The sequence below is a fragment of the Fluviirhizobium alvei genome, from assembly GCF_030551875.1.
GTDB lineage: Bacteria > Pseudomonadota > Alphaproteobacteria > Rhizobiales > Rhizobiaceae > Rhizobium_E > Rhizobium_E alvei.
Window position 1 is genome coordinate 482,926 of record NZ_JAUOZU010000001.1, and the last position, 25,033, is coordinate 507,958.

Consider the following 25,033-nt stretch of genomic DNA (forward strand, 5'->3'; position numbering starts at 1 on the left):
CCTCCCCCTTGTGGGGAGGGGTTGGGGAGGGGAACAGTCAGAAATGAGGTTGGGGAGGGGAACAGCCAGAAATGAGGGTGGGGAGGTGAGCTGGGAAGATGAAGGGCCGTTGGAACCCTTACGCCTTGGTGCCGCCAACGGTCACTTCGTTCATGCGCAGATGCGGCTGGCCGACGCCGACCGGCACCCATTGGCCGGCCTTGCCGCAATTGCCGACGCCGGTATCGAGACGGGAATCGTTGCCGACCATCGTGATGCGCCGCATGGCTTCCGGACCGTTGCCGATCAGCATGGCGCCCTTCACCGGTACGGTGATCTTGCCATCCTCGATCATATAGGCTTCCGTGCAGCCGAACACGAACTTGCCGGAGGTAATGTCGACCTGGCCACCGCCGAAGGCAACGGCATAGAGGCCGCGCTTCACCGAGGCGATGATTTCCTCCGGCGTCTGGCTACCGGAAAGCATGTAGGTGTTGGTCATGCGCGGCATCGGTTGATGCTCATAGGATTCGCGGCGACCGTTGCCGGTCGGCTTCATGCCCATTAGCCGGGCATTCTGGCGATCCTGCATATAACCGACAAGCCTGCCGTTTTCGATCAGCACATTATAGGCCGATGGCGTGCCTTCGTCGTCGATGGTCAGCGAGCCGCGCGCGAGATCGATCGTTCCGTCATCGACCACCGTCACGCCGGGCGCGGCGACCATTTCCCCCATCAGGCCGGCGAAGGCCGACGTCTTCTTGCGGTTGAAATCGCCCTCGAGACCGTGGCCGACCGCCTCATGTAGCATGACGCCCGGCCAGCCGGAACCGAGAACGACATCCATGGTGCCCGCCGGCGCATCGATGGCTTCGAGATTGACGAGCGCCTGTCGGAGCGCTTCATCGGCGCCCGTCTTCCAGCTGTCGCCAATCAGGAAATCGGCGAAGGGCTTGCGGCCGCCAATGCCATAGCTGCCGCTTTCCTGGCGATCGCCATCGCCGGCAACCACCGAAATGTTGAAGCGCGTCATCGGCCGCACATCGCGATAGCGCTGGCCATCGGCACGCAGGATTTCAACAACCTTCCAGGCAGCGGTGATCGAGGCCGTGACTTGACGGACCTTGCTGTCCTTGGCCCGCAGATAGGAATCGATATCGGCGAGCAGCGCCGCCTTCTCCTCGAATGTCGGGGCGCCGATCGGATTGTCGGAGCCGTAGCGCTGCCGGTTGGTGCCGGAAGGGGCTGCCGCATAGGTGCCGCCGCGACCGGACACCACAACCGAAACCGCATCGGCGGCGCGTTTCAGTGCCGCTTCGCTCATCTCGCCCGAATGGGCGTAACCAACCGTTTCGCCTGACACGGCCCGCAGGCCGAAACCCTGGTCGGTGCCGAAGCTGCCACCCTTCAACCGACCATTGTCGAAGGTCAGGGATTCGGACTCGGAATATTCGAGATAAAGCTCTCCATCCTCGGCGCCCCGCAGCGTTTCCGATACGAGCGTTTCGACATTCGCGGCGCTGATGTCGAATTTGGAGAGGAGATCGGTCTTCATGGATGCGCTTTCAGGGCGCCAGGCGCCCGCTGGTGAAACTCGGTTTGTTTCATTTAGGCGGGCGGTCACCACAAGGCAAGGCCAGACGCTTAGGGCAGGGCGTCGTAGCCTTCACCGAAACCTGTGAGGTCGATCGGGATGCCGATCCCGTCCTCGTCGCGCGAGACATAGATGATGAAGGTCGCGATCTTGCCGGCCCGCAGAACCTTCATCAGATTGTCGTCGATTTCGACTTCGGCATAGCAGCCGTCCGAGAAGCAGCGGATGAAATAGATGCGGCCGAGATTGTTGCCGTCGACATTCAGGCCCAGCCCGTTAAAGAGCAAAGTGCCGAGGGGTGCCAGAACGCGCAGGATGCGCGCCTTGCGATCCGCCGTCTTCAGAATAACCACCGAAAGGCCGACTTCCGGACGGTCGTCGGCGATCACATTCTGCATCAGCGCGCATTGGTCCGTCGAAGAACCGACCGGCTTGTCACAGACAATCGACCATGCGCCATGGTTGGATTTGACTGTGCCCGGCTTCTCCTGCGCTCCGGCCGGAGTGGAAAGGAGAAGTCCGGCAAGAACGGGAAGTGCGAGCCAGCGCAGGGGGACACATGTGCCCATAAATACCTCGGGATCGAATCGTTGGCCTAGAGATATCATCACCGGGGCCGGAAATGGAACCGCGGGAACGCAATCTGTTGATGTTTCTAGAGCGCGAGTGCGGCGAAAGCACGACCGGAATCATTGTGCAGTGCGTTATAAATGCTTGTGATTTTTTTGTGGCGCAGTTTGACAATGCGCAAAAATGCCGCATGAAACGGCCCCTGAGGCTGTTGCGGCATGGTCGAAACTGTGGTTTTAAGTGAAGACCATAGCAGGGATTCTGCGGTTTCGTTTGATCCTGATCAAACACTTGGGGAGATTCATTCGTGAAGAACAAAGTTCTTGCAGCGCTCGCGGCATCGGTCGGGATCTTGACCGCCTCGGGCGCTCTTGCCGACCAGCCGAGAGAATGGCAGGTCGATTTGCAGGCTGCGGCATCGCCGATCATGGAGCAGATTCGTTGGTTTAACCACTATACATTGTGGTTCATCATCCCGATCACTCTGCTCGTTCTGGCGCTGCTCGTCATCGTGATGGTGCGGTTCCGCGCCGGTGCCAATCCGGTTCCGTCCAAGACGAGCCACAACACCCTGATCGAAGTGATCTGGACGGTTGGGCCGGTCATCATCCTGCTGTTCTTCGCAATTCCGTCCTTCCAGCTTCTGACGGCGCAGTTGACCATTCCGGAAAAGCCGGATGTCACGATCAAGGCGATCGCGACCCAGTGGAAGTGGTCCTACGAATATCCGACCGAGACGCCGGTCAGCTTTGATTCGGTCATGCTGGCCGAAACCGAGCGGGCAAAGTACGGCAAGGAAGACATGGCGAAGTATCCGCGTCTTCTCGCGGTCGACAACGACATGGTCGTTCCTGTCGGCAAGACCGTGCGCATGATCGTTACCGCCGATCCGACCGACGTGATCCATTCGTTCGCCCTGCAGGCTTTCGGCATCAAGGTCGATGCTGTTCCCGGTCGCATGAACGAAACCTGGTTCAAGGCTGAGCGCGAAGGCATCTACTACGGCCAGTGTTCGGAATTGTGCGGCAAGGACCATGCGTTCATGCCGATCGCCATCCGTGTCGTGTCCGACGAGCAGTATGCCAAGTGGCTCGCTGCCGCTGGGACCGATCTCGATGCGGCCAACAAGGGCCTGATGGCTGAAGTCGACGCGCCGCGCACGGTGGACGTCGCCGACAGCGCGAACTGAAATTACATTCAAGGAAAGTGACCACAATGGCTGGACATTCCGAACATACCGCAGCCGGTCATGATCACGCGCACGATGCGCATCATGACCACAAGCCCGGTTTCTTTGCGCGCTGGTTCTTCTCGACCAACCACAAGGATATCGGCACTCTCTATCTGATCTTCGCGATCTTCGCGGGCGTCATCGGCGGCTTCTTGTCGGTGATGATGCGTCTTGAGCTTCAGGATCCGGGCATCCAGTATTTCCACGGCTTCGCCCAGATGGTGTACGGCGTTTCCGAGGGCAATGCGCTCGATGCCGGCAAGCAGATGTTCAACATGTTCACCACCGCGCATGCGCTCATCATGATCTTCTTCATGGTCATGCCGGCGCTGATCGGCGGTTTCGCCAACTGGATGATCCCGATCATGATCGGTGCGCCGGACATGGCGTTCCCGCGCATGAACAACATCTCCTTCTGGCTCGTCCCGCCGGCTTTCCTGCTGCTGGTCCTGTCGATGTTTGCCGAAGGTTCGCCCGGCGGCCATGGCGTCGGCGGTGGCTGGACGCTCTATCCGCCTTTCTCCACCTCGGGCACGCCGGGACCGGCCGTTGATCTGGCGATCTTCGCGCTTCATATCGCCGGTGTCTCCTCGATCCTTGGTGCGATCAACTTCATCACCACGATCCTCAACATGCGCGCACCCGGCATGACCATCCACAAGATGCCGCTGTTCGCCTGGGCCGTGCTGATCACCGCCTTCCTTCTTCTGCTGTCGCTCCCGGTTCTCGCTGGCGGCATCACCATGCTTCTGACCGACCGTAACTTCGGCACCACCTTCTTCGCTCCGGAAGGCGGCGGCGACCCGATCCTGTTCCAGCATCTGTTCTGGTTCTTCGGTCACCCGGAAGTCTACATTCTGATCCTGCCGGGCTTCGGCATCATCAGCCACATCGTGTCGACCTTCTCGAAGAAGCCGGTGTTCGGTTACCTCGGCATGGCTTATGCCATGGCTGCCATCGGTGCCGTCGGCTTTATCGTCTGGGCCCACCACATGTACACGGTCGGCCTGTCGCTCGGCGCCCAGCGCTACTTCGTGTTCGCCACCATGGTCATCGCGGTTCCGACCGGCGTGAAGATCTTCTCCTGGATCGCCACCATGTGGGGCGGCTCCATCGAGTTCCGCACGCCCATGGTCTGGGCCATCGGCTTCATCTTCCTGTTCACCGTTGGCGGTGTGACGGGCGTGCAGCTGGCCAATGCCGGTCTCGACCGCGTCATCCATGACACCTACTATGTGGTTGCCCACTTCCACTACGTTCTGTCGCTCGGTGCCGTGTTCGCCATCTTCGCGGCCTGGTACTACTGGTTCCCGAAGATGTTCGGCTACATGTATTCCGAATTCCTCGGCAAGCTGCATTTCTGGGTTATGTTCATCGGCGTGAACCTCGTGTTCTTCCCGCAGCACTTCCTCGGCCTCGCCGGCATGCCGCGCCGCTATATCGACTATCCGGATGCTTACGCCGGCTGGAACTATGTTTCCTCCATCGGCTCCTACATCTCGGTCGTCGGCGTTGCGATCTTCTTCATCTGCATCATCGAAGCCTTCATCAAGAAGCGCGTGGCTGGCAACAACCCGTGGGGCGAAGGTGCCGACACGCTGGAATGGCAGCTGTCTTCGCCGCCGCCGTTCCACCAGTGGGAACAGCTCCCGCGCATCAAGTGATTTGAATTCGGAAGCCGCCCACCGGGCGGCTTCCATTCCGGACGTTGAAGAGTACCAGCAACATGGCATTGATCGAAAGCGAACAGGTAGGAACGGCAAACGACGCCCCGCGGATTTCCGAGGCGACGTTCAGGGACTATTTTGCGCTTCTCAAGCCCCGCGTCATGTCGCTCGTCGTCTTCACCGCGGTTGCCGGTGTCGTGTTGGCGCCCGGCGATATCCATCCCTTCATCGCCTTCGTATCGATCCTCTGTATCGCTGTCGGCGCCGGTGCGTCCGGTGCGCTCAACATGTGGTACGATGCCGATATCGATGCGGTCATGACCCGCACGGCGTCACGTCCGATTCCGGCCGGCCGTATCCTGCCGGGCGAAGCGCTAGCCTTCGGCATCACGCTGTCGGGCTTTTCGGTCGGCATCCTCGGTATCGTCGCCAATGCGGTCGCCGCCGGTCTGCTCGCATTCACGATCTTCTTCTACGCCGTCGTCTATACGATGTGGCTCAAGCGCTGGACGCCGCAGAACATCGTTATCGGTGGTGCGGCCGGTGCCTTCCCGCCCATGGTCGGCTGGGCAGCCGTAACCGGTGGCGTTTCGGTTGAGAGCATCGTTCTCTTCCTGATCATCTTCCTCTGGACGCCGGCCCATTTCTGGGCGCTCGCCCTCTTCAAGATGCGCGATTACGGTTCCGTCGGCGTGCCGATGCTGCCGAATTTCGCCGGCGAGAAGGTGACCAAGGACCAGATCCTCATCTATGCCGTGCTGACCGCCCTTTGCGGCGCAGCACCGACTATTCTCGGTTTCGCGTCGCCGGTCTATGGCGTCGTCGCAACGCTTCTCGGTCTCGGCCTTGTCTGGTTTGCGCTGCTCTGTCGCCGCATGCCGGAGGGGGACAAGGCCATGATTCCGGCCAAGAAGCTTTTCGGCTACTCCATCCTGTACCTGTTCGCGATCTTCTCGCTGCTGATGATTGATCATTTCGCAGCGAGCCTTTGGTCCAATATTCTCTGGGAGGTATGAGTATGGATAGAGTGCAGTTGAACGAATTGCAGCGGCGCTCGCGCCGCAACCGCAACATTGCCATTGGTGTGACGCTCGGCGTTCTGGTGGTGATCTTCTATGCGATTACCATCATCAAGATGGCTCCGGGAGCTTTGCATTGAGCGATAGCAACATCGAGAGCGGCAAGGTCGAACAGGGCAAGGCGCGCAGCAATGGCGTCATCGTGGCTTCCTGCGTGGCATTCGTTGCCGCAATGGTGGGCATGAGCTATGCCGCCGTGCCGCTCTATGAACTCTATTGCAAGGTTACCGGTTACAACGGCACCACGCAGCGTGTCGAACAGGCATCGAATACGATCCTCAATGAGACGATCCGCGTCGAATTCGATTCCAACACCGCAGGCGATCTCAACTGGACATTCCGCTCGGTCGAGCGTGCGGTCGAGCCGCGCATCGGCGAGACGATCCAGGTGAATTTCCGCGTCACCAACAATTCGGCGACCGAGGAAACCGGCCAGGCCGTGTTCAATGTGACGCCGATGTCGGCTGGCGCCTATTTCAACAAGCTCGAATGTTTCTGCTTCACCGATGTGACGCTGAAGCCGGGCGAAACGCGGGATATGCCCGTGACCTTCTTCGTCGATCCGGAAATCGTCAATACGCCGGAAACGAAGGACATCAAGGTCATGACGCTGTCCTACACATTCTATAGCCGCGACAAGCAGAAGCCGGTCGCGGAAAATGCCGCAATCCGCAAGGACAAGGGCAATCAACTTTAACATCCGGACCGCCGGGGAGGCGGTCCCGCAGGGGTCAATAGCCGGGGAATTAGACATGGCGAGTGCACACGGAAAGCAACACGATTATCACATCATCGATCCCAGCCCATGGCCGGTCCTGACCTCGCTCGGCGCCTTCGTGCTGATGTTCGGGCTTGTCAGCCTGTTCCGTTGGGTCCACGGTGCGGAATTCATGTTGTTCGGCGCCAATTTTTCAACCCCGTGGATCTTCGTGGTCGGCCTGGTTGTCACGCTCTACGCAATGGGCGCCTGGTGGGCCGATACGATCAAGGAAGGGCATGAGGGCCATCATACCCGCGTGGTGTCGCTGCACCTGCGTTATGGCATGATCATGTTCATCGCTTCGGAAGTGATGTTCTTCGTTGCCTGGTTCTGGGCCTTCTTCGACGCTTCGCTTTTCTCGGCCGAAGCCATCCAGGCCAGCCGCGTCGAGTTCACCGGTGGCCAGTGGCCGCCGAAGGGCCTCGAGGTTCTCGATCCCTGGCATCTGCCGCTTTACAACACCGTGATCCTGCTGCTCTCTGGCACCACGGTCACCTGGGCGCACCATGCGCTTCTGCACAATGACCGCAAGGGCATGATCCAGGGTCTGGTTCTGACCGTGCTGCTCGGCGTCCTGTTCTCCTTCGTTCAGGCCTACGAATATATGCATGCACCGTTCGCCTTCTCGGAATCGATCTACGGCGCCACCTTCTTCATGGCCACCGGCTTCCACGGCTTCCACGTGCTAGTCGGCACCATCTTCCTGCTGGTCTGCCTGATCCGGGCTGCCGCGGGCGATTTCTCGCCGAAGGCCCATTTCGGCTTCGAAGCTGCCGCCTGGTACTGGCACTTTGTCGACGTCGTCTGGCTGTTCCTGTTCTTCTCCATCTATATCTGGGGTGGCTGGGGCGCGCCGCTGGCCCACGGCTGATTTCCGTGGCATGACTATAGAGGGGGCGATCGCCAGCGATCGCCCTTTTTCGTTTCCGGAAGGGAGAGCAATGGATATTCAGAGCGAAGACGGCCCGACGGGCGGGCGCTATTTCACCGGCAATCCCGGTCAGGAAGCGGAGATGACCTTTTCGCGTGCGTCTGCCAAGCTGATCATCATCGATCATACAGCCGTTCCCGATATCTATCGCGGCCAGGGCGTCGGTCAGGCGCTTGCTCAGCATGCTGTCGAGGCGGCGCGCGCGGGTGGCTGGAAGATCATTCCGCTCTGCCCTTTTTTCAAGGCGCAAGTGGGTCGTCACCCCGAATGGCGCGAGGTCATCAGCGGCTGAATGCTGAGTTGACTTGTGCGACAGTCCGCCGGGTTGCGATCGCCCGGCCTGTCATGCGAGGGTGACAAGGAAACCGGCCGAACGACAGGAAGAGGTCGGATGCGAGGAATGACATGACAGATGACAAGGCGCTTTATCCGCCCGTCGACCCGGTCAAGGCCGGCATTACCGGTTGCTGCCCGCGCTGCGGCCAGGGCAAACTGTTCGACGGGTTGTTGACGATCAAGCCGCGCTGTTCCGCCTGCGGGCTCGATTATTCCTTCGCCGATTCGGGCGATGGTCCCGCCGTCTTCGTCATCATGATCATCGGCTTCATCGTCGTTGGTCTGGCGCTCTGGACCGAGATCAACCTCAATCCGCCGCTCTGGCTCCATCTCATTCTGTGGATTCCGCTTGCGGTCGGTCTCAGCCTCTGGCTGCTGCGTGTGCTCAAGGCGCTGCTGATCGCCCTCCAGTATAGAAACAATGCCCGGCAGGGCGAGATCGATCGTGGCTGATTCCGGTTCGACAAAACGCAAGGTCGGCATCGGCACCTATCTCGTGCTGGCCATCGCCTTCCTCATCCTTGTCTCGCTTGGCACCTGGCAGGTCGAGCGCCTGCAGTGGAAGGAGGCGTTGATTACTAAGATGGAGGCGATGCGGCATGCCGCGCCGATCTCGCTCCATGCCCTCTCGCAGATGCCGAAGCCGGATCTGGAAGCCGAATATCGCCCGCTGACGGTCAGAGGGCGGTTCGATCATGCCGGCGAGCAATATTTCTATGCCACCCATGACGGGCAGGTGGGCTACCATGTCTATACGCCGCTGATCATGGCGGAAGGCCGCGTTCTCTTCGTCAATCGCGGCTTCGTGCCTGAAGATCGGAAAGATCCCGCCAAGCGTGCCGAAGGTCAGATTGCGGGCGAGGTGGATGTGAAGGGGCTTTATCGACGCGAACTCGCGGAAAAACCGTCCTGGCTGGTGCCGGAGAACGAACCGCAGAAGCGGCTCTATTTCTGGAAGGATCTTGCCGCCATGGCCAAGGCGGCCAATGTTCCGGAAGGGCGTCTCGAGCATTTCTTTCTTGATGCCGATGCGACGCCCAACCCGGGTGGCTGGCCGAAGGGCGGCGTCACCCAGGTCGAGCTGCCGAACAATCATCTGAGCTATGCCGTCACCTGGTACGGGTTGGCTGCAACCCTTCTGGTCGTCTCGGTGCTGGCAATCCGCCGCAAAGCGCGATAGAGCAATTGTCGAAAATCAATTCGACCCGCAGGAGGAAATTCGCATGTATATCGTCTCGTCAGTGTTGATCGCACTGGTCGCTCTCCTGCATGCCTATTTCCTCTATCTCGAAATGTTCGCCTGGACCAAGCCGGCAGGGCTCAAGGCGTTCCGCAACACGCCGGAGAAGGCGGAACTGACCAAGGTCCTCGCTGCCAATCAGGGGCTCTATAACGGTTTTCTCGTCGCCGGCCTCGTCTGGGCGCTCATCGAAAGCCGCAGTTTCTTCGCCTTCGATCTCAAGCTGTTCTTCCTCTCCTGCGTCATCGTTGCCGCACTTTATGGCGCCTACAGCGTCTCCCGACGCATCCTGATGATCCAGGGTCTGCCGGCAATCATCGCGCTCGGCCTTACTGTCGCCTTCGCCAATCCCTATCTGGATCTCGATTGCTGCGGCACAGCACCTTCGCCGCAGGTGACGACGAATTCATGAGGATATGATGACCAAATCGCCGCTCGCCATCCGTCTTTGCGCTCCGCGCGGCTTCTGCGCCGGGGTTGATCGCGCCATCCAGATCGTCGTTCTGGCGCTCAAGGCCTATGGCGCGCCGGTCTATGTTCGCCACGAGATCGTGCATAACCGCTATGTGGTCGAGGGGCTTGAGGCCAAGGGCGCGATCTTTGTCGAGGAGCTCGACGAGATTCCGGAAGAACATCGCGCCCAGCCGGTCGTCTTTTCCGCGCATGGCGTGCCGAAATCGGTTCCCGCCGATGCGATTGCGCGCAATCTCTTCTATCTCGATGCCACTTGCCCGCTGGTGTCCAAGGTGCATAAGCAGGCGCTCCGTCACCAGCGGCTGGGTCGCCATGTCATCCTCATCGGCCACGAAGGCCATCCCGAGGTCATCGGCACCATGGGCCAGCTGCCCGAAGGCGCCGTCTCGCTTGTCGACACGGTCGAGGATGCGGCTCGCTACATGCCGCCCGACCCGGACAAGCTCGGTTATGTCACCCAGACGACGCTGTCGGTCGAGGATAGCGAAGGGGTGATCGCCAAGCTCAAGGAGCGTTTTCCCAACTTGCAGGATCCGGCAGCCGAATCGATCTGCTATGCGACGACCAATCGCCAGGAGGCGGTCAAACTGGCAGCCCCCGGTTGCGATCTCTTCCTGATCGTCGGCGCGCCCAACTCCTCCAATTCCAAACGTCTGGTCGAAGTGGCGCTCAAATCCGGTGCCCGACAGGCTGTGCTTGTCCAGCGCGCCGCCGAGATCGACTGGGATGCCGTAGGCCCGCTCCGGACCGTTGGCCTGTCTGCCGGAGCATCGGCACCGGAAGTGATCGTCAACGAGATCATCGATGCCTTCCGCGACCGCTATGATGCGACCGTCGAGCTCGCCGAAATGGCCGAGGAAAACGAGCATTTCCCGGTCAACCGCGAACTCCGCCATATCGAACTCACCCACGAGGACATGGCCTGGGTGAACGGGTGAAAGTGCGCCCTATGGGCTGTTGCCATCCATCGCAGCCCTGATCGTCGCCACCGGCAGGAACATTCGCAACGGGTTTGATGGCAGCGGCATGAACCCGTAGCTGGCGCAAAGCGCCTTACGCCGCGCCGTTCGGGCCTCATCCCCACAATCCAGCACATCGAGCATCACAACCGCGATCCCGATCTGATCTGCGATCCGCGCGATGCGCTGCAGGCAATCGATCAGAAGGTCGCCGCCAAAGCCTTGGCCGCGGTAGCGCACGTCCCTTCCTATCATGGAAATGAAAGCAGCTGGAATGAGCCCATGCCCGGGCCGGGTGCGGGCGAATTTCGCCGGCAGGTCGCGATAATCCACCGAATGGCTGTTGATGGCGTCGAAGCCCATGATGGTCCGGCTATCATCGGTCATCACATAGACCCGCAGATTGTCCGCCCGCGTCAGCTTGTTGGCCGTCTTCTGGAGGAAATTGTCGACCTTGTCGACCCCGGAGGCAAAACCGGTCCTGTCATGCCGAGAGGGGTCCAGCGCCTCAACCGTGTAGCGCCTCTCGCCTTCGTTCGACATCAGCGCGAAACGATGGTCTTGGTGTGCCGCGCGAACCCGGCCTTCAATCTGTCGGATGGCACTGGCGGATTGTCTAGCGCGCTGAAGAAGGCCTCATGGTCCGATGTTTCGAGAAAAGTCCGTTCATGGGCGGCAATGGTCTCAAGCGCAGACCGATAGGCGGCATTGATCGTAAAGGCCGTGTCATCGACGCCGGACAGGGCCGCCGCGCGTTGTATCGTTGCCTTGATCCGGGCCTTTGTCCTGAAATTCATGCGCGCATCATTGGGCTCGTCAATCGCAGCACAAATGTCATCGAAGCTTCGCATGGTCGTCACCTCTTTTTTCATATGTACGCTCAATTGCCGTACGAAACAAAACGCGAGCAGGAATATCCACGTGCGCATGAAATCCGGGCTTCGTGTCGTGGAGGGACTGGCACTTCGTCGCTGGTCGCGCTAGTCGTTGCCGCAACCGGAATAACAGGGATTCTCCTCGTGGCAGTCTATACCGATATTACAGAAGACGAACTCAAGGCGTTCCTGGCCGAGTATGATGCCGGCAACCTGATGTCCTACAAGGGCATCGCCGAGGGCGTCGAGAATTCCAATTTCCTGCTCCATACTGACAAGGCGCCCTATATCCTGACGCTTTATGAGAAGCGGGTGGATCGCAATGATCTGCCGTTCTTTCTCGGCCTGATGCAGCATCTGGCCGACCGCGGCCTGTCCTGCCCTCTGCCGGTTGCCCGCAAGGATGGTGCCCAGCTGGGCGAGCTTGCCGGCCGCCCTGCCGCGCTGATTTCCTTTCTGGAAGGCATGTGGCTGCGCAAGCCGGAAGCCCGCCATTGCCGTGATGTCGGCGAGGCCCTGGCGCGCATGCACCTGGCCGGCGAAGGTTTTGCGCTCAAACGGCGCAATGCCCTGTCGGTTTCCGGCTGGCGGCCACTCTGGGACCGGTCGGAAGATCGTGCCGATGAGGTCGAGACGGGCCTGAAGGCGGAAATTGCCACTGAGCTTGCCCATCTCGAAGCTCATTGGCCGCAGGATCTGCCGGCGGGTGTGATCCATGCCGATCTGTTCCCGGACAATGTCTTCTTCCTCGATGACAAGCTGTCTGGCCTGATCGACTTCTATTTCGCCTGCAACGATTTCCTCGCCTACGACCTGTCGATCTGCCTCAACGCCTGGTGCTTCGAGAAGGACTGGTCCTATAACATCACCAAGGGCATGGCGATGATCGAGGGCTATCAGTCGGTGCGTCCGCTTTCGGCCGCTGAAACACAGGCGCTGCCGCTGCTCTGCCGCGGTTCTGCAATGCGCTTCTTCCTCACCCGCCTCTATGACTGGCTGATGACGCCGCCGGGTGCCATGGTGACGAAGAAGGATCCGCTCGAATATCTGCGCAAGCTCCGCTTCCATCAGGCGGTGGTGTCTCCGGCCGAATATGGCCTGATGGCTGGAGAGGGCGCATGAAGCATATAGATATCTTCACCGATGGCGCCTGTTCTGGCAATCCCGGGCCGGGCGGATGGGGCGCTATTCTCCGTTATGGCGAGATAGAGAAGGAACTGTCGGGCGGCGAGCCGGACACGACCAACAACCGCATGGAACTGATGGCGGCGATCGAGGCGCTGAGGGCGCTCAAGAGCCCGTGCGAGATCGATCTTTATACCGACAGCGCCTATGTGAAGGATGGTCTGTCGAAATGGATCTTCGGCTGGAAGAAAAACGGCTGGAAGACCGCCGACAAGAAGCCGGTCAAGAATGCCGAACTCTGGCAGGCGCTGGATGAGGCCCGCCAGGTGCACAAGGTGACGCTGCACTGGGTCAAGGGCCATGCCGGACATCCGGAAAACGAACGCTGCGACGAACTCGCGCGCCTGGCGATGGAACCCTACAAGCGGAAATAATTGGGCGAGCGTATAGCTTTGCACAAGCGGCGTCTTGCGACTGTCATGGACCTGTGCCTTCATAGGCGTGCATTTGGGGGCAGGTCCATGAACAGCAAGTCCATTCTTCTTTCGCTTTTTCTCGCATCAGTCGCACTTCCGGCGGCAGCGACCGATCTCACGGTCATGAGTTTCAATATCTGGGGCGGCGGTGCCAATGCCGACAAACCGGTCGATGAAACCGTCGCTGTCATCAAGGCGGTCAATCCGGATATCATCGGCATTCAGGAAACCAAGCCGGAACCCGATCCCTGCGACGCCGACAATTGCGTGCCGACCGGAAAATCGGTCGCCGCCGATATCGCCAAGGCGCTCGGCTATCATTATTACGACCAGTCGGCGTCCAACCCAGCCGTCTGGGCGAATGCCATTCTGAGCCGCTATCCGATCGGCAAGGCTACCAAAAACGATCTCTGTGTCGAAATCGCAGTGGATGGGCGTAGGGTCGCAGCCTGTAATATCCATCTGACGGATTTTCCCTATCAGCCCTATCAGCTGCTCAACATCGAGTACGGCCCGGCCCCGTTCCTGAAAACGGCGGCGGAGGCCGTCGAGGCGGCGAAAAAGGCGCGTGGCCCGGCGCTCGACCTCCTTGAGGCAGATCTCAAGGCTGTTTCGGGTTCGGATGCCGCCTTCATTTTCGGCGATTTCAACGAGCCATCGCATCTCGACTGGACGGAAGCTGCCGTCAAGGCCGGGCTGCAGCCGATGGTCGTTGCCTATCCGTCCACACTGCGGATCGAGAGCTGGGGATTTCACGATCTTTTCCGCACGGCCTGGCCGGATGTCGCCGCCAAGCCGGCCTTGACCTGGACACCGACGTCAGAACCGACCGCCAAGGATGACCATCACGACCGGATCGATTTCACCTTCGGTCGCGCGAAGAACCTCAAGGTTCTCTCCGCCGGCATCGTCGGCGAAAAGAAACCCGAGGCCGATATCGTCGTTACGCCCTGGCCGGCCGATCACCGGGCGACGATGGCGAAGGTGTCTTTCTGATCCCTCGTCCGTCCCGCTTCTGAGGCTGCGGACTGACGGGCGATGGCCCGCAGCCTGGTCGCATAATTGGCCGGATCATCAGAAATTACCGAATAGGGTGCCGGCTTGCCGAGCAGGTAGCCCTGGGCATTGTCGCAACCCTCTTCCCGCAGGATGTTCATCTGATCGTAGGTTTCGATCCCTTCGGCCAGAACCGGAATGCCCAGGCTCTTGCCGAGCGCAAGCACGGCCCGGATGATCGAGCGCGCCTGCAGGCTTTCGGCAGCCTCATCCATGAAGGATTTGTCCAGCTTGATCTTGTCGAAGGGGAAGGCACGCAGCGTTTCCAGCGACGAATAGCCGGTGCCGAAATCATCCAGCGCAAAGGTCACGCCGAGTTTGCGGATCTGCTCGAGAATGGCAAGCGTTCGCGCCTTGTCGGCGATGATGGCCGATTCCGTGAGTTCCAGTTCGAGATAGTGCGGCGGCATCCCGGTTTCATCGAGAATATCGCTCACCAGTTTGGCAAGGTTCGGATGCAGGAACTGGATCGGCGACAGGTTGACGGCAACCTTGACCGGCGGGTCGCGGCGGGCGAACTGCTGGCAGGCTTCGCGTAGCGCCCATTCGCCGAGCTTGAGGATGAGGCCGTTTTCCTCGGCAAGCGGGATGAATTCCATCGGCGGCACAAGGCCGCGCTGCGGGTGGCGCCAGCGCAGCAGCGCTTCGTAGCCGGTGATTTCACCGGTCAGCACCGAACTCTGGACCTGATAGTGGAGTTCGAGTTCGTCGTTGGCGATGGCCTGTCTGAGATCGTTTGCCAGCGCCCGCCGTTTGCGGACGGCCTCATCCATCTCCTGGTCGAAGAAACAGATCTTCTCTGTCGGTTCTGCCTTGGCGCGATAGAGCGCAAGGTCGGTATTGTTGATCAGGAGGTCTTTGGTGGAGGCATCGTCCGGATAGAGGCAGGCACCGATACTGGCACCGACGGAGAGTTCGAAATCGTCGATGTCAAAGGGCTTAACGAGTTCGGATCGAAGACTGGAAAGGCGCTTCATGGCGTCGGCGCGATTGCCAGACGGCAAAAGCAGCATGAACTCGTCGCCGCCGACCCGGGCGACGAGAACACCGGGTCCGGCAAATTCACGCATTCTTTCGGCAAGCAGCACCAATGTCAGGTCGCCGATCGAATGGCCGCGAACGTCGTTGATTTCCTTGAAGCGGTCGAGATCGATCGCGGCAAGGACGAACTTTCGTCCGGTTCTGGCTGTCTCGTCGATCGAATGGTCGAGAATTTCGTGGAAATGCGCGCGGTTGGAGAGGCCGGTCAAACCATCGCTGAGCGCCATCTTCCTGAGATCGGTAATCGATTTCGCCCGCGTCTTTCCGTCGATCAGATAGCTCGAAATTGCGGCGCCGACGATGATGAAGCCGGCGAGTGCCACAGCAATCGCCATGGCCCGCATGGCATCGGGATCAACGAAATGCAGCCCCACGGCCATCGGGGTAATCCGGAGCGCGGCCATGCCGGTGAAATGCAGGCCAACAACGGAGAGAAGGAAGATAACGGTCGCCGCAAGCTTGGTCTTTAGATGGTGGTCAAGCGAGGCGACATGCAGCGCAATCCCGCCGAGTATGACAGCGAGCACCACCGAAGCGATGACGACGCGGCTGTCCCATTCGACGATGCCGTTGATCTTATAAGCTTCCATGCCGGTGTAATGCATGGCGGCCACAGAGAGGCCCACGACGACACCGCCGAGGGAGGGGGCCCAGCGATAGGGCAGGGCGCCGCCAATCATGAAGCCGGCAAATCCACCCGGCATGACGACCAGCAGGGACACGATCGTCAAAACCGGATCGAAAGTGACATTCACGCTCGGCTGGTAAGCTAGCATGGCGATGAAATGCGTGCACCAGACCGCAGCACCCGCGGCTGTCGCCGTCAGAAAATGCCAGCCGATCGCTTCACTGCCACGCGCCAGCCGCCCCCGCCTGAAAAGCCCCACCGTTGCCCAACTGCCGGCAAAGCAGATCAGCGCCGCCACAAGCACGAGCCAGGGATTGTGAGAGGTCGTAATGCAGGAGATGATATAAGACATGGGTCAGCCGCGGCAATTCGATATGCGACAGACCTAGAATTCTGACTATTGCCAAATTCTTAATTAGCAGACTTTACCCAATCATTTGATGAATCGAATATGTGCATATTCAACCTGAAGTATTAAAACTTCAATGGTCTAGAGATCTTATTGTTCCGCAATCATTTATTCAGCGAAGTTTTACTTCGCTGCAACCGGATACCGCGCCGTTCGATTGGTCACCCGATTCCGATATCGAGGCCGATATCGAGCGTCGGAGCGGCCATGGTGATTTTCGAGGTCGAGATATAATCGACGCCCGAAAGACCGATCGCGCGAATCGTCTGCAGATTGACGTTGCCGGATGCCTCGAGCTTGATGCGGCTTTGCGAACCCCGATAGTCCTTCTCCGAAAGTCCGGCATGCAGGCGATTGATCTCGACGGCTTCGGCCAAAAGGTCCGGCCCCATATTGTCGAGCAGGATCACGTCTGGTCCAGCGGTCAGGGCCTCGCGCATCTGCTCGAGCCCATCCACTTCGACCTCGACCTTGACGAGATGGCCGGCAAAGGCGCGCGCCCTGCGAATGGTTTCGCTGACCGAACCATTGACGGCGATATGGTTGTCCTTGATCAGGATCGCATCGTCGAGCCCGAGTCGGTGCGAGGAACCGCCACCGCAGCGCACGGCATATTTGGCGGCGATCCGGAGCCCCGGCAGCGTCTTGCGTGTGCAGGTCACCTTCGCATGCGTGCCCTCGAGTTCCCGTGCGAAGCGGGCCGTATAGGTGGCGATGCCCGACATGTGCATAAGAAAATTCAGGGCCACCCGTTCGCCGCCCAGAACGGCACGCGCCGGGCCTTCGATGCGCGCAATGGCCTGGCCTTTTGACACCCGTTCGCCATCTGCAGCAAGCGGTGTAAAGGCTATATCACTGCCGGCCAGCCGGAACGCCATTGCCGCAAATCCCATGCCCGAAAGATAGCCATCCTCGCGGCTGTTCATTTCGGCGCTCGCGCGCATGGCAGGCGAAAGCGTCGCCTGGCTGGTAATGTCGCCGGCACGACCGAAATCTTCCAGCAGGGCATTGCGAACCATGCCTTCGACCAGAATATCGGGAAGGCTCGGCAGCAGCAGGTCGCTCATCATCGTCTCCTTGGTTCAGGCAGCGTTGCGCGGCGCAAGCGCCTTCTCGCGCGCGGCATCCGCTTCGGCAAGCGTCAGAAAGGTCCGGTGCTTCCACTCGCCGAGCGGTTTGGGAAAATCGGAACGGAAATGGCCGCCGCGGCTTTCCCGTCGCAGCCAGGCTGCCGCGGTAATCAGCTTTGCCGCCACCAGCATATTGGCAAAGCTCGCGCTTGCCGGTTCCTTTTCCAGTGCGGCGACCACGCTCAGCGCATGTTTCAGCCCTTCCGCATTGCGGATGACGCCGACATCGGCGCTCATGGTCTGGCGCAAAAGCGCAATGCGATCCGCTTCACCGGTGATCGTGGGGTCCGCTACATTGTCCGGCAGGGCGCTGGTCGCGATCGGTCCGGCCTTGTCGGAGAGGGAAGCGGCAATGTCGCTGGCGATCTGGGCGGCGAAGACGGCGGCTTCGAGCAGCGAATTGGAGGCGAGCCGGTTGGCGCCGTGAATGCCGGTGGCGGTCACCTCGCCGGCAGCCCAGAGGCCGGGCAGGCTGGTGCGGCCATTCAGATCCACCGCGATGCCGCCCATATGGTAGTGAACCGCCGGCACGACCGGGATCGGCGCCGTCACGGGATCGATGCCGGCCGACATGCAGGAAGCATAGACCGAGGGAAACTCTTCGGCGAAATGGCTACCGATCGCCGTCCGGCAATCGAGAAAGGCGCCGCGATTGCTCATCACTTCGGCAAAGACGCCGCGGGCGACAATATCGCGCGGCGCCAGTTCGCCATCCGGATGCAGCGCCAGCATGAACCGCTCGCCGGCGCGATTGACGAGATGGGCGCCTTCGCCGCGCAGGGCTTCGGTCGCGAGCGGTGCCGGATCGCGGCCGATATCGATCGCGGTCGGGTGATATTGCACGAATTCCGGATCGGCGATCAGGGCGCCGGCCCGCGCCGCCATGCCGATCCCTTCGCCGCAGGCCTGTTCCGGATTGGTGGTGACGGCATAGAGATGGCCGATACCGCCGGTACAGAGCACGGTGGCTGCGGCATGCAAGGCGATGCGCTCGCGGCCAGATCCTATTGCCGGGCGGGCCACGACGCCGCGCACCTTGCCGTCGGTCACGATCAGTTCTTCTGCCTCGAACTCTTCCATCAGCGTGATGGATGGCGTGCGGCGCACGGCGGCAACGAGAGCGGCCATGATCGCGCGGCCGGCCATGTCGCCCTTTACGCGCACGACGCGATGCTCGGAATGGGCAGCCTCGCGCGACAGCATCAGCTTGCCGGCGAGATCGCGATCGAACGGAACGCCGAGCGCCAGGAGATCGTGGATACGGTCCGGCCCCTGGCTGACGACGGCACGCGCCACGTCCTCGTCGACGATGCCGGCGCCGGCCTCGATCGTGTCGGCGACATGCTTGTCGAACGTGTCGTCGACGCTCATGGCCGCGGCAATGCCGCCCTGCGCCCAGGCCGAAGAGGCACCTTCGCCCAGGGGAGCGGTGGTCAGAACCGTCACGGGGAGCGGCGCAAGCTTGAGCGCTGCAAACAACCCGGCCAGCCCGCCGCCCACGATCAGGATTCCGGTTGCGGTTTCCGGTACCGATTGCGATCTCGTCATGTCGGCCCGCCTCCGGCGGGAAGGGCAGGGCCCTATTTCAGGTTGATCATCAGCTCCACGGCGAGCCGGGCACGATCGGCGATCGCCGGATCCACCAGAACCTCTTCAGTCATCATGAGAAGGCTGTCGAGGATCGTCGGGAGCGTGATCCGCTGCATGTGCGGACAGAGATTGCAGGGCTTCATGAATTCGACATCCGGCAGTGACGCCTGGATATTCGACGCCATCGAACATTCGGTGACCAGAAGCACCCTGGCCGGATGATGGCTCTTCACATAGTCGATCATGCCGGATGTCGAACCGGCAAAGTCCGAGACCGCGATCACATCCGGATGGCATTCCGGATGAGCGATGATTTCCACGGATGGGTCGGCGGCCTTCACGGCCAGCAGTTCCTCCGCCGTGAAGCGCTCATGCACCTCGCAGCGGCCCTTCCAGGTCAGGATCTTCTTCTTCGTCTGGTTGGCGACATTCATCGCCAGATATTCGTCCGGAATGCAGAGAACGGTATCGCTATCGACGCTCTCTACCACCTTCACCGCGTTGGCGGAGGTGCAGCAGATGTCGGTTTCCGCCTTCACTTCGGCAGAGGTGTTGACGTAGGTGACGACCGGTACGCCCGGATAGCGCTGCTTGAGAAGCCGCACATCGGCACCCGTGATCGATTCCGACAGCGAACAGCCGGCCTTCGAATCAGGAATCAGCACCGTCTTTTCGGGATTGAGCAGCTTTGAGGTCTCGGCCATGAAATGCACGCCACCCTGGATGATCACCTCGGCATCGACGCGCGTCGCGTCACGCGCAAGCTGCAGGCTGTCGCCGACAATATCGGCCACGCAATTATAGATCTGCGCCGTCTGGTAATTGTGCGCCAGGATCACCGCATTGCGCTCTTTCTTGAGCCGGTTGATGTGGAACACGTAAGGCGCATGCACCGGCCATTCGATCGCCGGGATCACATCCTTCACCCGTTCGTAAAGATGCGCGGTCTCCTTGAGCAGGGCCGGCGTGCAGGTCAGGTCCGGTCGCTCGATGATGCCGAACCGCTCGGCAGCGCTGTGACCCTGGTGTTTTGGGGAAAGGTTCAAGGACATGTCCACGCGCATCCTCCTCGGGACGGGGGCGACGGCCAACCTCGCGGGCCGTCATCAACGAAGCGACTATGTATGAAGATTGGCCGCCGAATACAAGGTGGCAATCAACAAAAGCCGTTTGCAAAGCAATTGATAATATTGATAAAAATCGTTCAAACACTGATAGGTTCTCCACATGGTTTGGAAGAATCCTTCCAGCCTTGTCCGCGGAAGCGCCGTTGAAAGGCTGACAACCTGCGAAATGTCGCATTGTTTTTTATCGCGCGCGGCGCTAGGGATTGCGGATCGACCAAGGGGAATTCCGTCCGGCATGATGAGAAAAGCCAAAACATGGCATTTCTGGCTGCGCATGATGTGCGTGGCACTTCTGCTGTCGCTCGGATTCTCCCATGCGCCTTACGCCGCCGTGGTCGAACCCACGGATGTGGCAGCCTATACGCTGCCGGATGGCACTGCGCCGGTCATCTGTTACGGTGCCGAGGAAGACGGAGCGGCCAAGAAGATGGTCGATCACGGCTGCGAAGCCTGTCGGCTTTCCTCCTCCATCGCCATGCCGCTTCCGTCGGAAACGGATGGCGAGATCGTCCGGATCGAGCTCGGCCGGCTGGCGATCGTTGCGCCGGAACAGTTCCACCGCCTGATTTTCCCGCCCAGCGCCGCCCCGCGCGCACCACCTGTCGCTCCCGCAATCGCTTGAACCGGCCTGTGCCCTCTCGGCCAGACCTGACATCGATTTCGGGACCGTGAACGGCATGTCCGTCCTCCGGTACCCGCTACCGGGACAGATCCATGTTGTTACTTGCCCACAATGAGGCCTTTGTAGCGCCCGCACTTCCCTTGCCGGCCGCCCCGGCACCCCGCGCCCGCTTCCAGCAGACGCTCTCCGCACGGCAGAGTTTCTGCTTCGACAAGCAGGAAGCGGGCGGCTTTTACCGCCTGACGAGCGGTTGTCTGGCGCTCAGCCAGTATCTCCCCGATGGCCGCCGACAGATTGTTGATTTTGTCGGTCCGGGCCGCCTGTTCGGTTTCTGCGCCTTTGGCCCGAACGGCACCATCGCCGAATCGCTGACGATCTCGACCTTCGAACGCATCGCGGCCGATAGCAGCGAGAACCTGCAGGACGAGCTGTCGACCATGCTCTGGCGCATGCAGAACCATGCGCTGCTCTTGGGTCGCAAGACGGCAATGGAGCGCGTCGCATCCGCGATGCTCGATCTGTCGCGGCAATTTGCCCGGCCCGGCCGCGCCCGCCTGCAGATGGCGTTCACACTCTATCCCACCCGCGCAGACCTCGCCGACTGGCTGGGCCTGACGGTGGAAACGGTCAGCCGCTGCCTGAACGCGATGAAGCGCGATCGTCTGATCGACTTCACGCGGCCAGAACTGGTGACCATCCGCGACATGCCGCGCCTTCTCGAGGCGTCCGGCGCCACAGCTGTCGCCAAGACAGCCTGAACAACCAGACCAGCAAGGAGGGACTAGCTTGGTCACGATCGAAGAAAACAGGGCAGCGGCAGCAGATCGCGGCGCTTCCCAGAAATTCTATTTCGCCGCATGGCGCTGGCATTTCTATGCCGGCCTCTATGTCATTCCGTTCGTCATCGTGCTGGCGATCACCGGCATCATCATGCTCTATGACAACAACATCGAGAGCCGTCTCGGCATGGCCCACCCGGTCGTGGCGACCGACAGCCCGATCAGCGTCATCGCCCAGGCCAAGGCCGCGCAGGAAACGCTGCCCGGCGGCGAGGTGAAGATGTATGTCGCGCCACGCACGCCGGAAGCCGCGGCAATGTTCCAGGTCAATGTCGATGGCAAGGCGCATCTTGTCGCCGTCGATCCCTATAGCGGCAAGGTTCTCGCCTCCGTTGTCAAGGATGATACCTGGTATTATTGGGCGGACGATGTCCATGGCACCCTGCTTCTCGGCGATCTGGGCGACCGGCTGATCGAGATTGCCGCCGGTCTCGGCTTCATCCTGCTCGCCAGCGGCCTCTATCTCTGGTGGCCGCGCAACGGCAAGTCGCTCCGCGCCATGCTGGTGCCGAACATCTTTGCCCGCCGCCGCCAGTGGTGGAAGGAAATGCACGGTTCGGTCAGCTTCTATTCCTCGATCATCCTGATGCTGTTTCTCGTGTCGGGCCTGTCCTGGGCCGGCATCTGGGGCGGCAAGTTCGTCCAGGCCTGGAGCACTTTTCCAGCCGAGAAGTGGGACAATGTTCCGCTGTCGGACAAGACCCATGCCTCGATGAACCATGGTGCGCTCGAAGAAGTGCCGTGGGGCCTCGAGCAGACGAAGATGCCGGTCTCGGGTAGCGACGCTGGCAAGAAGGGCATTGCCGACGGGTTGCCGGTCAATCTCGATACGGTCGCCGCACTCGCCCGCGAAATCGGCTTCAACGAACAATATCGGATCAATCTCCCGTCGGGCGAGGATGGGGTCTATACGATCTCCGCCGATTCCATGGATGGCGATACCGTGAGCCCGACCGCAGACCGCACCACCCATGTCGACCGCTACACCGGCAAGATCCTTGCCGAAGTCGGCTATCCGGACTATTCGGTGGCCGCAAAGGCGATGGCCGTCGGCATTCCGCTGCATATGGGCCGCATGGGATTGTGGAACCTGGTGCTGAACACGGTCTTCTGTGCCGCCATTCTGTTCATTGCCGTCAGTGGCGTCGTCATGTGGTGGATGCGGCGTCCGGCCGGTGCCTTCCGTCTCGCACCGCCGCCGATGCCGGCTGACATGCCGCAATGGAAGGGGGCGGTGTTCCTGATGCTGTTCCTGTCGCTGGCCTTTCCGCTCGTTGGTCTGACGCTCCTGGCCATCTTCGCGCTCGATCTCATCCTCTTCACCCGCGTCGGTTTCGTTCGCCGCGTACTCAACTGATCTCCGCAAACTCCCTTATGGGGCAAAATCATAGACTTGAAAGGAAACATCCATGATGAAACTCACGCAGACCCTGTTCGCCTCGCTCCTCGTTGCCTTCAGCGCCGTTGCCGCTTTTGCCCATGACTACAAGCTCGGCGATCTCGACATCCATCATCCGGCGTCGCGCGCCATGATCGAAGGGGCCGAAGTGGCGGGTGGCTTCATGACCATCACCAACCACAGCAAGACGGATGACCGGTTGATCAAGGTCAGTTCCGACGCGGCCAAGATGATCCAGCTTCATGAAATGAAGGTCGAAAACGACGTCATGAAAATGGGCGAAGTGCCCGGCGGTATCGTCATTCCGGCCGGCGGCACCGTCGAACTCAAGCGTGGCGGCCTGCATGTCATGTTCATGGGCGTCTCCACTCCCTTCAAGGAAGGCGACAAGATCAAGGCTGTGCTCACCTTCGAAAAGGCCGGCGACATTGCCGTCGAATTCGCTGTCGGTCCAGCCAATGGCGAAGCCGCCAAGAGCGAACACGACGCCCACAAGCATCACCAGAACTGATCACGGCGGCGCGCAGGGCTGCGACATTTTCGCCCTGCGCGCTTCTGTCATTTTGACGCCCGTCATATTTGATGATTTTCAATCGACCATTAAAACACTGATAAAGGAGAGAAAATGGTCGCCGCTGTCGTTTACAGAATTCCCGTGCTCGGCTGGATGATCAAGGAAGCCGCGCTCGGCAGCGCCAATACGAAGGTGCTTTTCCTCATCAACATGGTGCTCGTCTGGCTGCTCGCCATCGCCACCTTCGGCTATCCGGCCATCATCATTCCGGCACTCATTGCCGTCCCGTCCATGTTCACGGTCCTGATCCTGATCACGGCGGGCAAGTAGGGCCAAGCCTACGCCGGATATAGTCGAGCCGCTCGATGAGCGCGCCTTTCGTCTCGCCGGAATAGAGAGCCAAAATTCCGGCCGGCTCCACGATCCGGTCGATATTCTGGATGAACCCGTCAAGCGCCACCTTGCGAACGGTGAGGGACCGATCCCGCGACAGTTGCCGGATGAGCGCCTCGCGATCGACCGGATGCTCATAGGGGCGGGTCAGGTTCGTCGAAAAGCGAGTCCGGGTCGCCCCGAGCCTATCGCTGATGGAATAGGTCTCCCAGCCCCAGATATTGTCGACGCGGCCGGTCATCAGCACCCCGGCCGCACGCGCCCGCAATGCCGGATGAAAGGCTTCAAGTGCAATCTCTTCCAGGTGATCATCGACCAGATCGGTCGCGAGGATCGAACGGAAGAAGCGCGGCAGGAACCCCTCCCGGCCTTGCTTGAGCCACGTCACAAGCTCCGCTCGAACGGCCTTCCGAGCCTTGAGCCACGAAGGCAGAGCCACGCTCGGCTGACTTTGCCACTGGGCCCGGCGCCTCAGATAGAAGGGCAGGCTCGCAAGCACCATTTGGTCGGAAATGACTGGCTCGACCCGCTCGAAACAGGCCTCTGCCGCCAACCGCACCTCTCCGACATGATCATGCAATCGGAGAAAAAGACCGGCGAGAAAGGCCGCGCCCGGTGGCGCGCTGTCGATCTGCTTGAGCGCCTCTTCCCGCCGATAGCCATTGCCGGAAAAGATGCGGAGCCAGGCGAGGTTCTGAACATCGCTCTCGTCACCTGCTTGTGCGGTTGCATGGCGCAGGAGCTGTCTCAGGGCCATTCCGAAACGCTTTGGCCGCGGGGCCGGCCAATAATGCCGTCGAAAGCCATACTGGATCGAAGTCACATCGTCGGCGCGACAGTCTGCGATCAGCCCGACCAATCTGTCGACGAGTGCCTTCGGTGCGGATTGTTCGGAATCAGCCCGGATGAACTCCAGCGCAAGCTGCTGGAACTCGGCACTGATCCGTCGCTCCGGATGGTCTTCGATCACCATGGGGCCTCCGCAATGC

Annotated in this window: 27 protein-coding genes and 1 pseudogene; 19 read left to right on the forward strand and 9 right to left on the reverse strand. The window is 60.5% G+C overall.

Annotated features, from left to right (window positions below; all coding sequences use genetic code 11):
• Positions 1 to 118: 118 nt before the first annotated feature.
• Positions 119 to 1,534: a metalloprotease TldD gene (tldD, locus tag Q4481_RS02320; RefSeq protein ID WP_304374647.1), complete on the reverse strand. Its 1,416-nt coding sequence runs from the start codon at positions 1,532 to 1,534 to the stop codon at positions 119 to 121.
• Positions 1,535 to 1,623: 89 nt separating this feature from the next.
• Entirely contained in the window at positions 1,624 to 2,142 is a 519-nt protein-coding gene (locus tag Q4481_RS02325; RefSeq protein WP_304374648.1) for an invasion associated locus B family protein, read from the reverse strand.
• Between the two features lie 308 nt (positions 2,143 to 2,450).
• Between Q4481_RS02325 and coxB the strand changes: the two genes are divergently transcribed.
• The 11 genes and pseudogenes from coxB to ispH all read left to right on the forward strand — a co-directional run bounded on the left by coxB (position 2,451) and on the right by ispH (position 10,799).
• Positions 2,451 to 3,332, forward strand: coding sequence for a cytochrome c oxidase subunit II (gene coxB / locus Q4481_RS02330; RefSeq protein WP_304374649.1), 882 nt, complete (start codon positions 2,451 to 2,453; stop codon positions 3,330 to 3,332).
• Positions 3,333 to 3,358: 26 nt separating this feature from the next.
• The gene (gene ctaD / locus Q4481_RS02335; RefSeq protein WP_304374650.1) at positions 3,359 to 5,038 is read left to right on the forward strand and encodes a cytochrome c oxidase subunit I; all 1,680 of its coding nucleotides are present in this window, start codon (positions 3,359 to 3,361) and stop codon (positions 5,036 to 5,038) included.
• A gap of 62 nt (positions 5,039 to 5,100) precedes the next feature.
• Positions 5,101 to 6,057 carry a heme o synthase gene (locus Q4481_RS02340; protein ID WP_304374651.1) on the forward strand — a complete coding sequence of 319 codons (957 nt, stop codon included), beginning with the start codon at positions 5,101 to 5,103 and terminating at the stop codon, positions 6,055 to 6,057.
• Positions 6,058 to 6,059: 2 nt separating this feature from the next.
• Positions 6,060 to 6,200: a cytochrome c oxidase system small membrane protein gene (locus Q4481_RS02345; protein ID WP_304374652.1), complete on the forward strand. Its 141-nt coding sequence runs from the start codon at positions 6,060 to 6,062 to the stop codon at positions 6,198 to 6,200.
• The gene (locus tag Q4481_RS02350; RefSeq protein ID WP_304374653.1) at positions 6,197 to 6,817 is read left to right on the forward strand and encodes a cytochrome c oxidase assembly protein; all 621 of its coding nucleotides are present in this window, start codon (positions 6,197 to 6,199) and stop codon (positions 6,815 to 6,817) included. The genes Q4481_RS02345 and Q4481_RS02350 overlap by 4 nt, the downstream gene beginning before the upstream one ends.
• A gap of 55 nt (positions 6,818 to 6,872) precedes the next feature.
• Positions 6,873 to 7,751 carry a cytochrome c oxidase subunit 3 gene (locus Q4481_RS02355; protein WP_304374654.1) on the forward strand — a complete coding sequence of 293 codons (879 nt, stop codon included), beginning with the start codon at positions 6,873 to 6,875 and terminating at the stop codon, positions 7,749 to 7,751.
• 70 nt (positions 7,752 to 7,821) lie between these two features.
• Positions 7,822 to 8,103, forward strand: a complete 282-nt coding sequence (locus Q4481_RS02360) for a GNAT family N-acetyltransferase (protein WP_304374655.1) — start codon at positions 7,822 to 7,824, stop codon at positions 8,101 to 8,103.
• A 113-nt stretch (positions 8,104 to 8,216) separates the two neighbouring features.
• Positions 8,217 to 8,600 (forward strand): DUF983 domain-containing protein, encoded by a 384-nt coding sequence (locus Q4481_RS02365; RefSeq protein WP_304374656.1) that lies wholly within the window; start codon positions 8,217 to 8,219, stop codon positions 8,598 to 8,600.
• Positions 8,569 to 9,327: an SURF1 family protein gene (locus Q4481_RS02370; protein WP_377352358.1), complete on the forward strand. Its 759-nt coding sequence runs from the start codon at positions 8,569 to 8,571 to the stop codon at positions 9,325 to 9,327. The genes Q4481_RS02365 and Q4481_RS02370 overlap by 32 nt, the downstream gene beginning before the upstream one ends.
• A gap of 43 nt (positions 9,328 to 9,370) precedes the next feature.
• A pseudogene (locus tag Q4481_RS02375) lies at positions 9,371 to 9,718 on the forward strand (DUF1304 domain-containing protein); the annotation flags it as partial.
• An 88-nt stretch (positions 9,719 to 9,806) separates the two neighbouring features.
• A complete protein-coding gene (gene ispH, locus Q4481_RS02380; RefSeq protein WP_304374658.1) occupies positions 9,807 to 10,799 on the forward strand; it encodes a 4-hydroxy-3-methylbut-2-enyl diphosphate reductase in 993 nt (330 codons plus the stop codon).
• Between the two features lie 9 nt (positions 10,800 to 10,808).
• On the opposite strand, the gene Q4481_RS02385 is transcribed toward ispH, so the two are convergent.
• Together Q4481_RS02385 and Q4481_RS02390 are read right to left on the reverse strand one after the other, a co-directional pair.
• The gene (locus Q4481_RS02385) at positions 10,809 to 11,363 is read right to left on the reverse strand and encodes a GNAT family N-acetyltransferase (RefSeq protein ID WP_304374659.1); all 555 of its coding nucleotides are present in this window, start codon (positions 11,361 to 11,363) and stop codon (positions 10,809 to 10,811) included.
• Positions 11,363 to 11,671 carry a type II toxin-antitoxin system TacA family antitoxin gene (locus tag Q4481_RS02390; RefSeq protein WP_304374660.1) on the reverse strand — a complete coding sequence of 103 codons (309 nt, stop codon included), beginning with the start codon at positions 11,669 to 11,671 and terminating at the stop codon, positions 11,363 to 11,365. The genes Q4481_RS02385 and Q4481_RS02390 overlap by 1 nt, the downstream gene beginning before the upstream one ends.
• A gap of 168 nt (positions 11,672 to 11,839) precedes the next feature.
• Between Q4481_RS02390 and Q4481_RS02395 the strand changes: the two genes are divergently transcribed.
• The 3 genes from Q4481_RS02395 (at position 11,840) to Q4481_RS02405 (ending at position 14,292) form a co-directional block, all read left to right on the forward strand.
• Positions 11,840 to 12,817 carry a homoserine kinase gene (locus tag Q4481_RS02395; RefSeq protein WP_304374661.1) on the forward strand — a complete coding sequence of 326 codons (978 nt, stop codon included), beginning with the start codon at positions 11,840 to 11,842 and terminating at the stop codon, positions 12,815 to 12,817.
• Complete coding sequence (gene rnhA, locus Q4481_RS02400) at positions 12,814 to 13,254, forward strand: ribonuclease HI (RefSeq protein ID WP_304374662.1); 441 nt, start codon at positions 12,814 to 12,816, stop codon at positions 13,252 to 13,254. Before Q4481_RS02395 ends, rnhA begins: the two co-directional genes overlap by 4 nt.
• An 87-nt stretch (positions 13,255 to 13,341) precedes the next feature.
• Entirely contained in the window at positions 13,342 to 14,292 is a 951-nt protein-coding gene (locus tag Q4481_RS02405) for an endonuclease/exonuclease/phosphatase family protein (RefSeq protein ID WP_304374663.1), read from the forward strand.
• Here Q4481_RS02405 and Q4481_RS02410 read toward each other — a convergent pair.
• From Q4481_RS02410 to nadA, 4 genes are all read right to left on the reverse strand, one after another.
• Positions 14,259 to 16,373 carry a putative bifunctional diguanylate cyclase/phosphodiesterase gene (locus Q4481_RS02410; RefSeq protein WP_304374664.1) on the reverse strand — a complete coding sequence of 705 codons (2,115 nt, stop codon included), beginning with the start codon at positions 16,371 to 16,373 and terminating at the stop codon, positions 14,259 to 14,261. The two genes, Q4481_RS02405 and Q4481_RS02410, sit on opposite strands and share 34 nt — an antisense overlap.
• Before the next feature lie 218 nt (positions 16,374 to 16,591).
• On the reverse strand, positions 16,592 to 17,497 hold the full coding sequence (gene nadC, locus Q4481_RS02415) for a carboxylating nicotinate-nucleotide diphosphorylase (protein ID WP_304374665.1): 906 nt from the start codon (positions 17,495 to 17,497) through the stop codon (positions 16,592 to 16,594).
• Positions 17,498 to 17,512: 15 nt separating this feature from the next.
• On the reverse strand, positions 17,513 to 19,108 hold the full coding sequence (locus tag Q4481_RS02420; RefSeq protein ID WP_304374666.1) for an L-aspartate oxidase: 1,596 nt from the start codon (positions 19,106 to 19,108) through the stop codon (positions 17,513 to 17,515).
• Positions 19,109 to 19,140: 32 nt separating this feature from the next.
• On the reverse strand, positions 19,141 to 20,214 hold the full coding sequence (gene nadA / locus Q4481_RS02425) for a quinolinate synthase NadA (protein WP_377352351.1): 1,074 nt from the start codon (positions 20,212 to 20,214) through the stop codon (positions 19,141 to 19,143).
• Positions 20,215 to 20,512: 298 nt separating this feature from the next.
• Here nadA and Q4481_RS02430 point away from each other — a divergent pair, with 298 nt between their 5' ends.
• The 5 genes from Q4481_RS02430 to Q4481_RS02450 all read left to right on the forward strand — a co-directional run bounded on the left by Q4481_RS02430 (position 20,513) and on the right by Q4481_RS02450 (position 23,981).
• Positions 20,513 to 20,899 carry a hypothetical protein gene (locus tag Q4481_RS02430; RefSeq protein WP_304374667.1) on the forward strand — a complete coding sequence of 129 codons (387 nt, stop codon included), beginning with the start codon at positions 20,513 to 20,515 and terminating at the stop codon, positions 20,897 to 20,899.
• A 92-nt stretch (positions 20,900 to 20,991) separates the two neighbouring features.
• Positions 20,992 to 21,657 carry a helix-turn-helix domain-containing protein gene (locus tag Q4481_RS02435; RefSeq protein ID WP_304374668.1) on the forward strand — a complete coding sequence of 222 codons (666 nt, stop codon included), beginning with the start codon at positions 20,992 to 20,994 and terminating at the stop codon, positions 21,655 to 21,657.
• Between the two features lie 28 nt (positions 21,658 to 21,685).
• Positions 21,686 to 23,095: a PepSY-associated TM helix domain-containing protein gene (locus Q4481_RS02440; RefSeq protein WP_304374669.1), complete on the forward strand. Its 1,410-nt coding sequence runs from the start codon at positions 21,686 to 21,688 to the stop codon at positions 23,093 to 23,095.
• A gap of 52 nt (positions 23,096 to 23,147) precedes the next feature.
• Positions 23,148 to 23,648 carry a copper chaperone PCu(A)C gene (locus Q4481_RS02445; protein WP_304374670.1) on the forward strand — a complete coding sequence of 167 codons (501 nt, stop codon included), beginning with the start codon at positions 23,148 to 23,150 and terminating at the stop codon, positions 23,646 to 23,648.
• 114 nt (positions 23,649 to 23,762) lie between these two features.
• Positions 23,763 to 23,981, forward strand: a complete 219-nt coding sequence (locus tag Q4481_RS02450; RefSeq protein WP_304374671.1) for a hypothetical protein — start codon at positions 23,763 to 23,765, stop codon at positions 23,979 to 23,981.
• Here the strand turns inward: Q4481_RS02450 and Q4481_RS02455 are convergent.
• Positions 23,965 to 25,017 carry a hypothetical protein gene (locus tag Q4481_RS02455; protein ID WP_304374672.1) on the reverse strand — a complete coding sequence of 351 codons (1,053 nt, stop codon included), beginning with the start codon at positions 25,015 to 25,017 and terminating at the stop codon, positions 23,965 to 23,967. The two genes, Q4481_RS02450 and Q4481_RS02455, sit on opposite strands and share 17 nt — an antisense overlap.
• Positions 25,018 to 25,033: the final 16 nt, after the last annotated feature.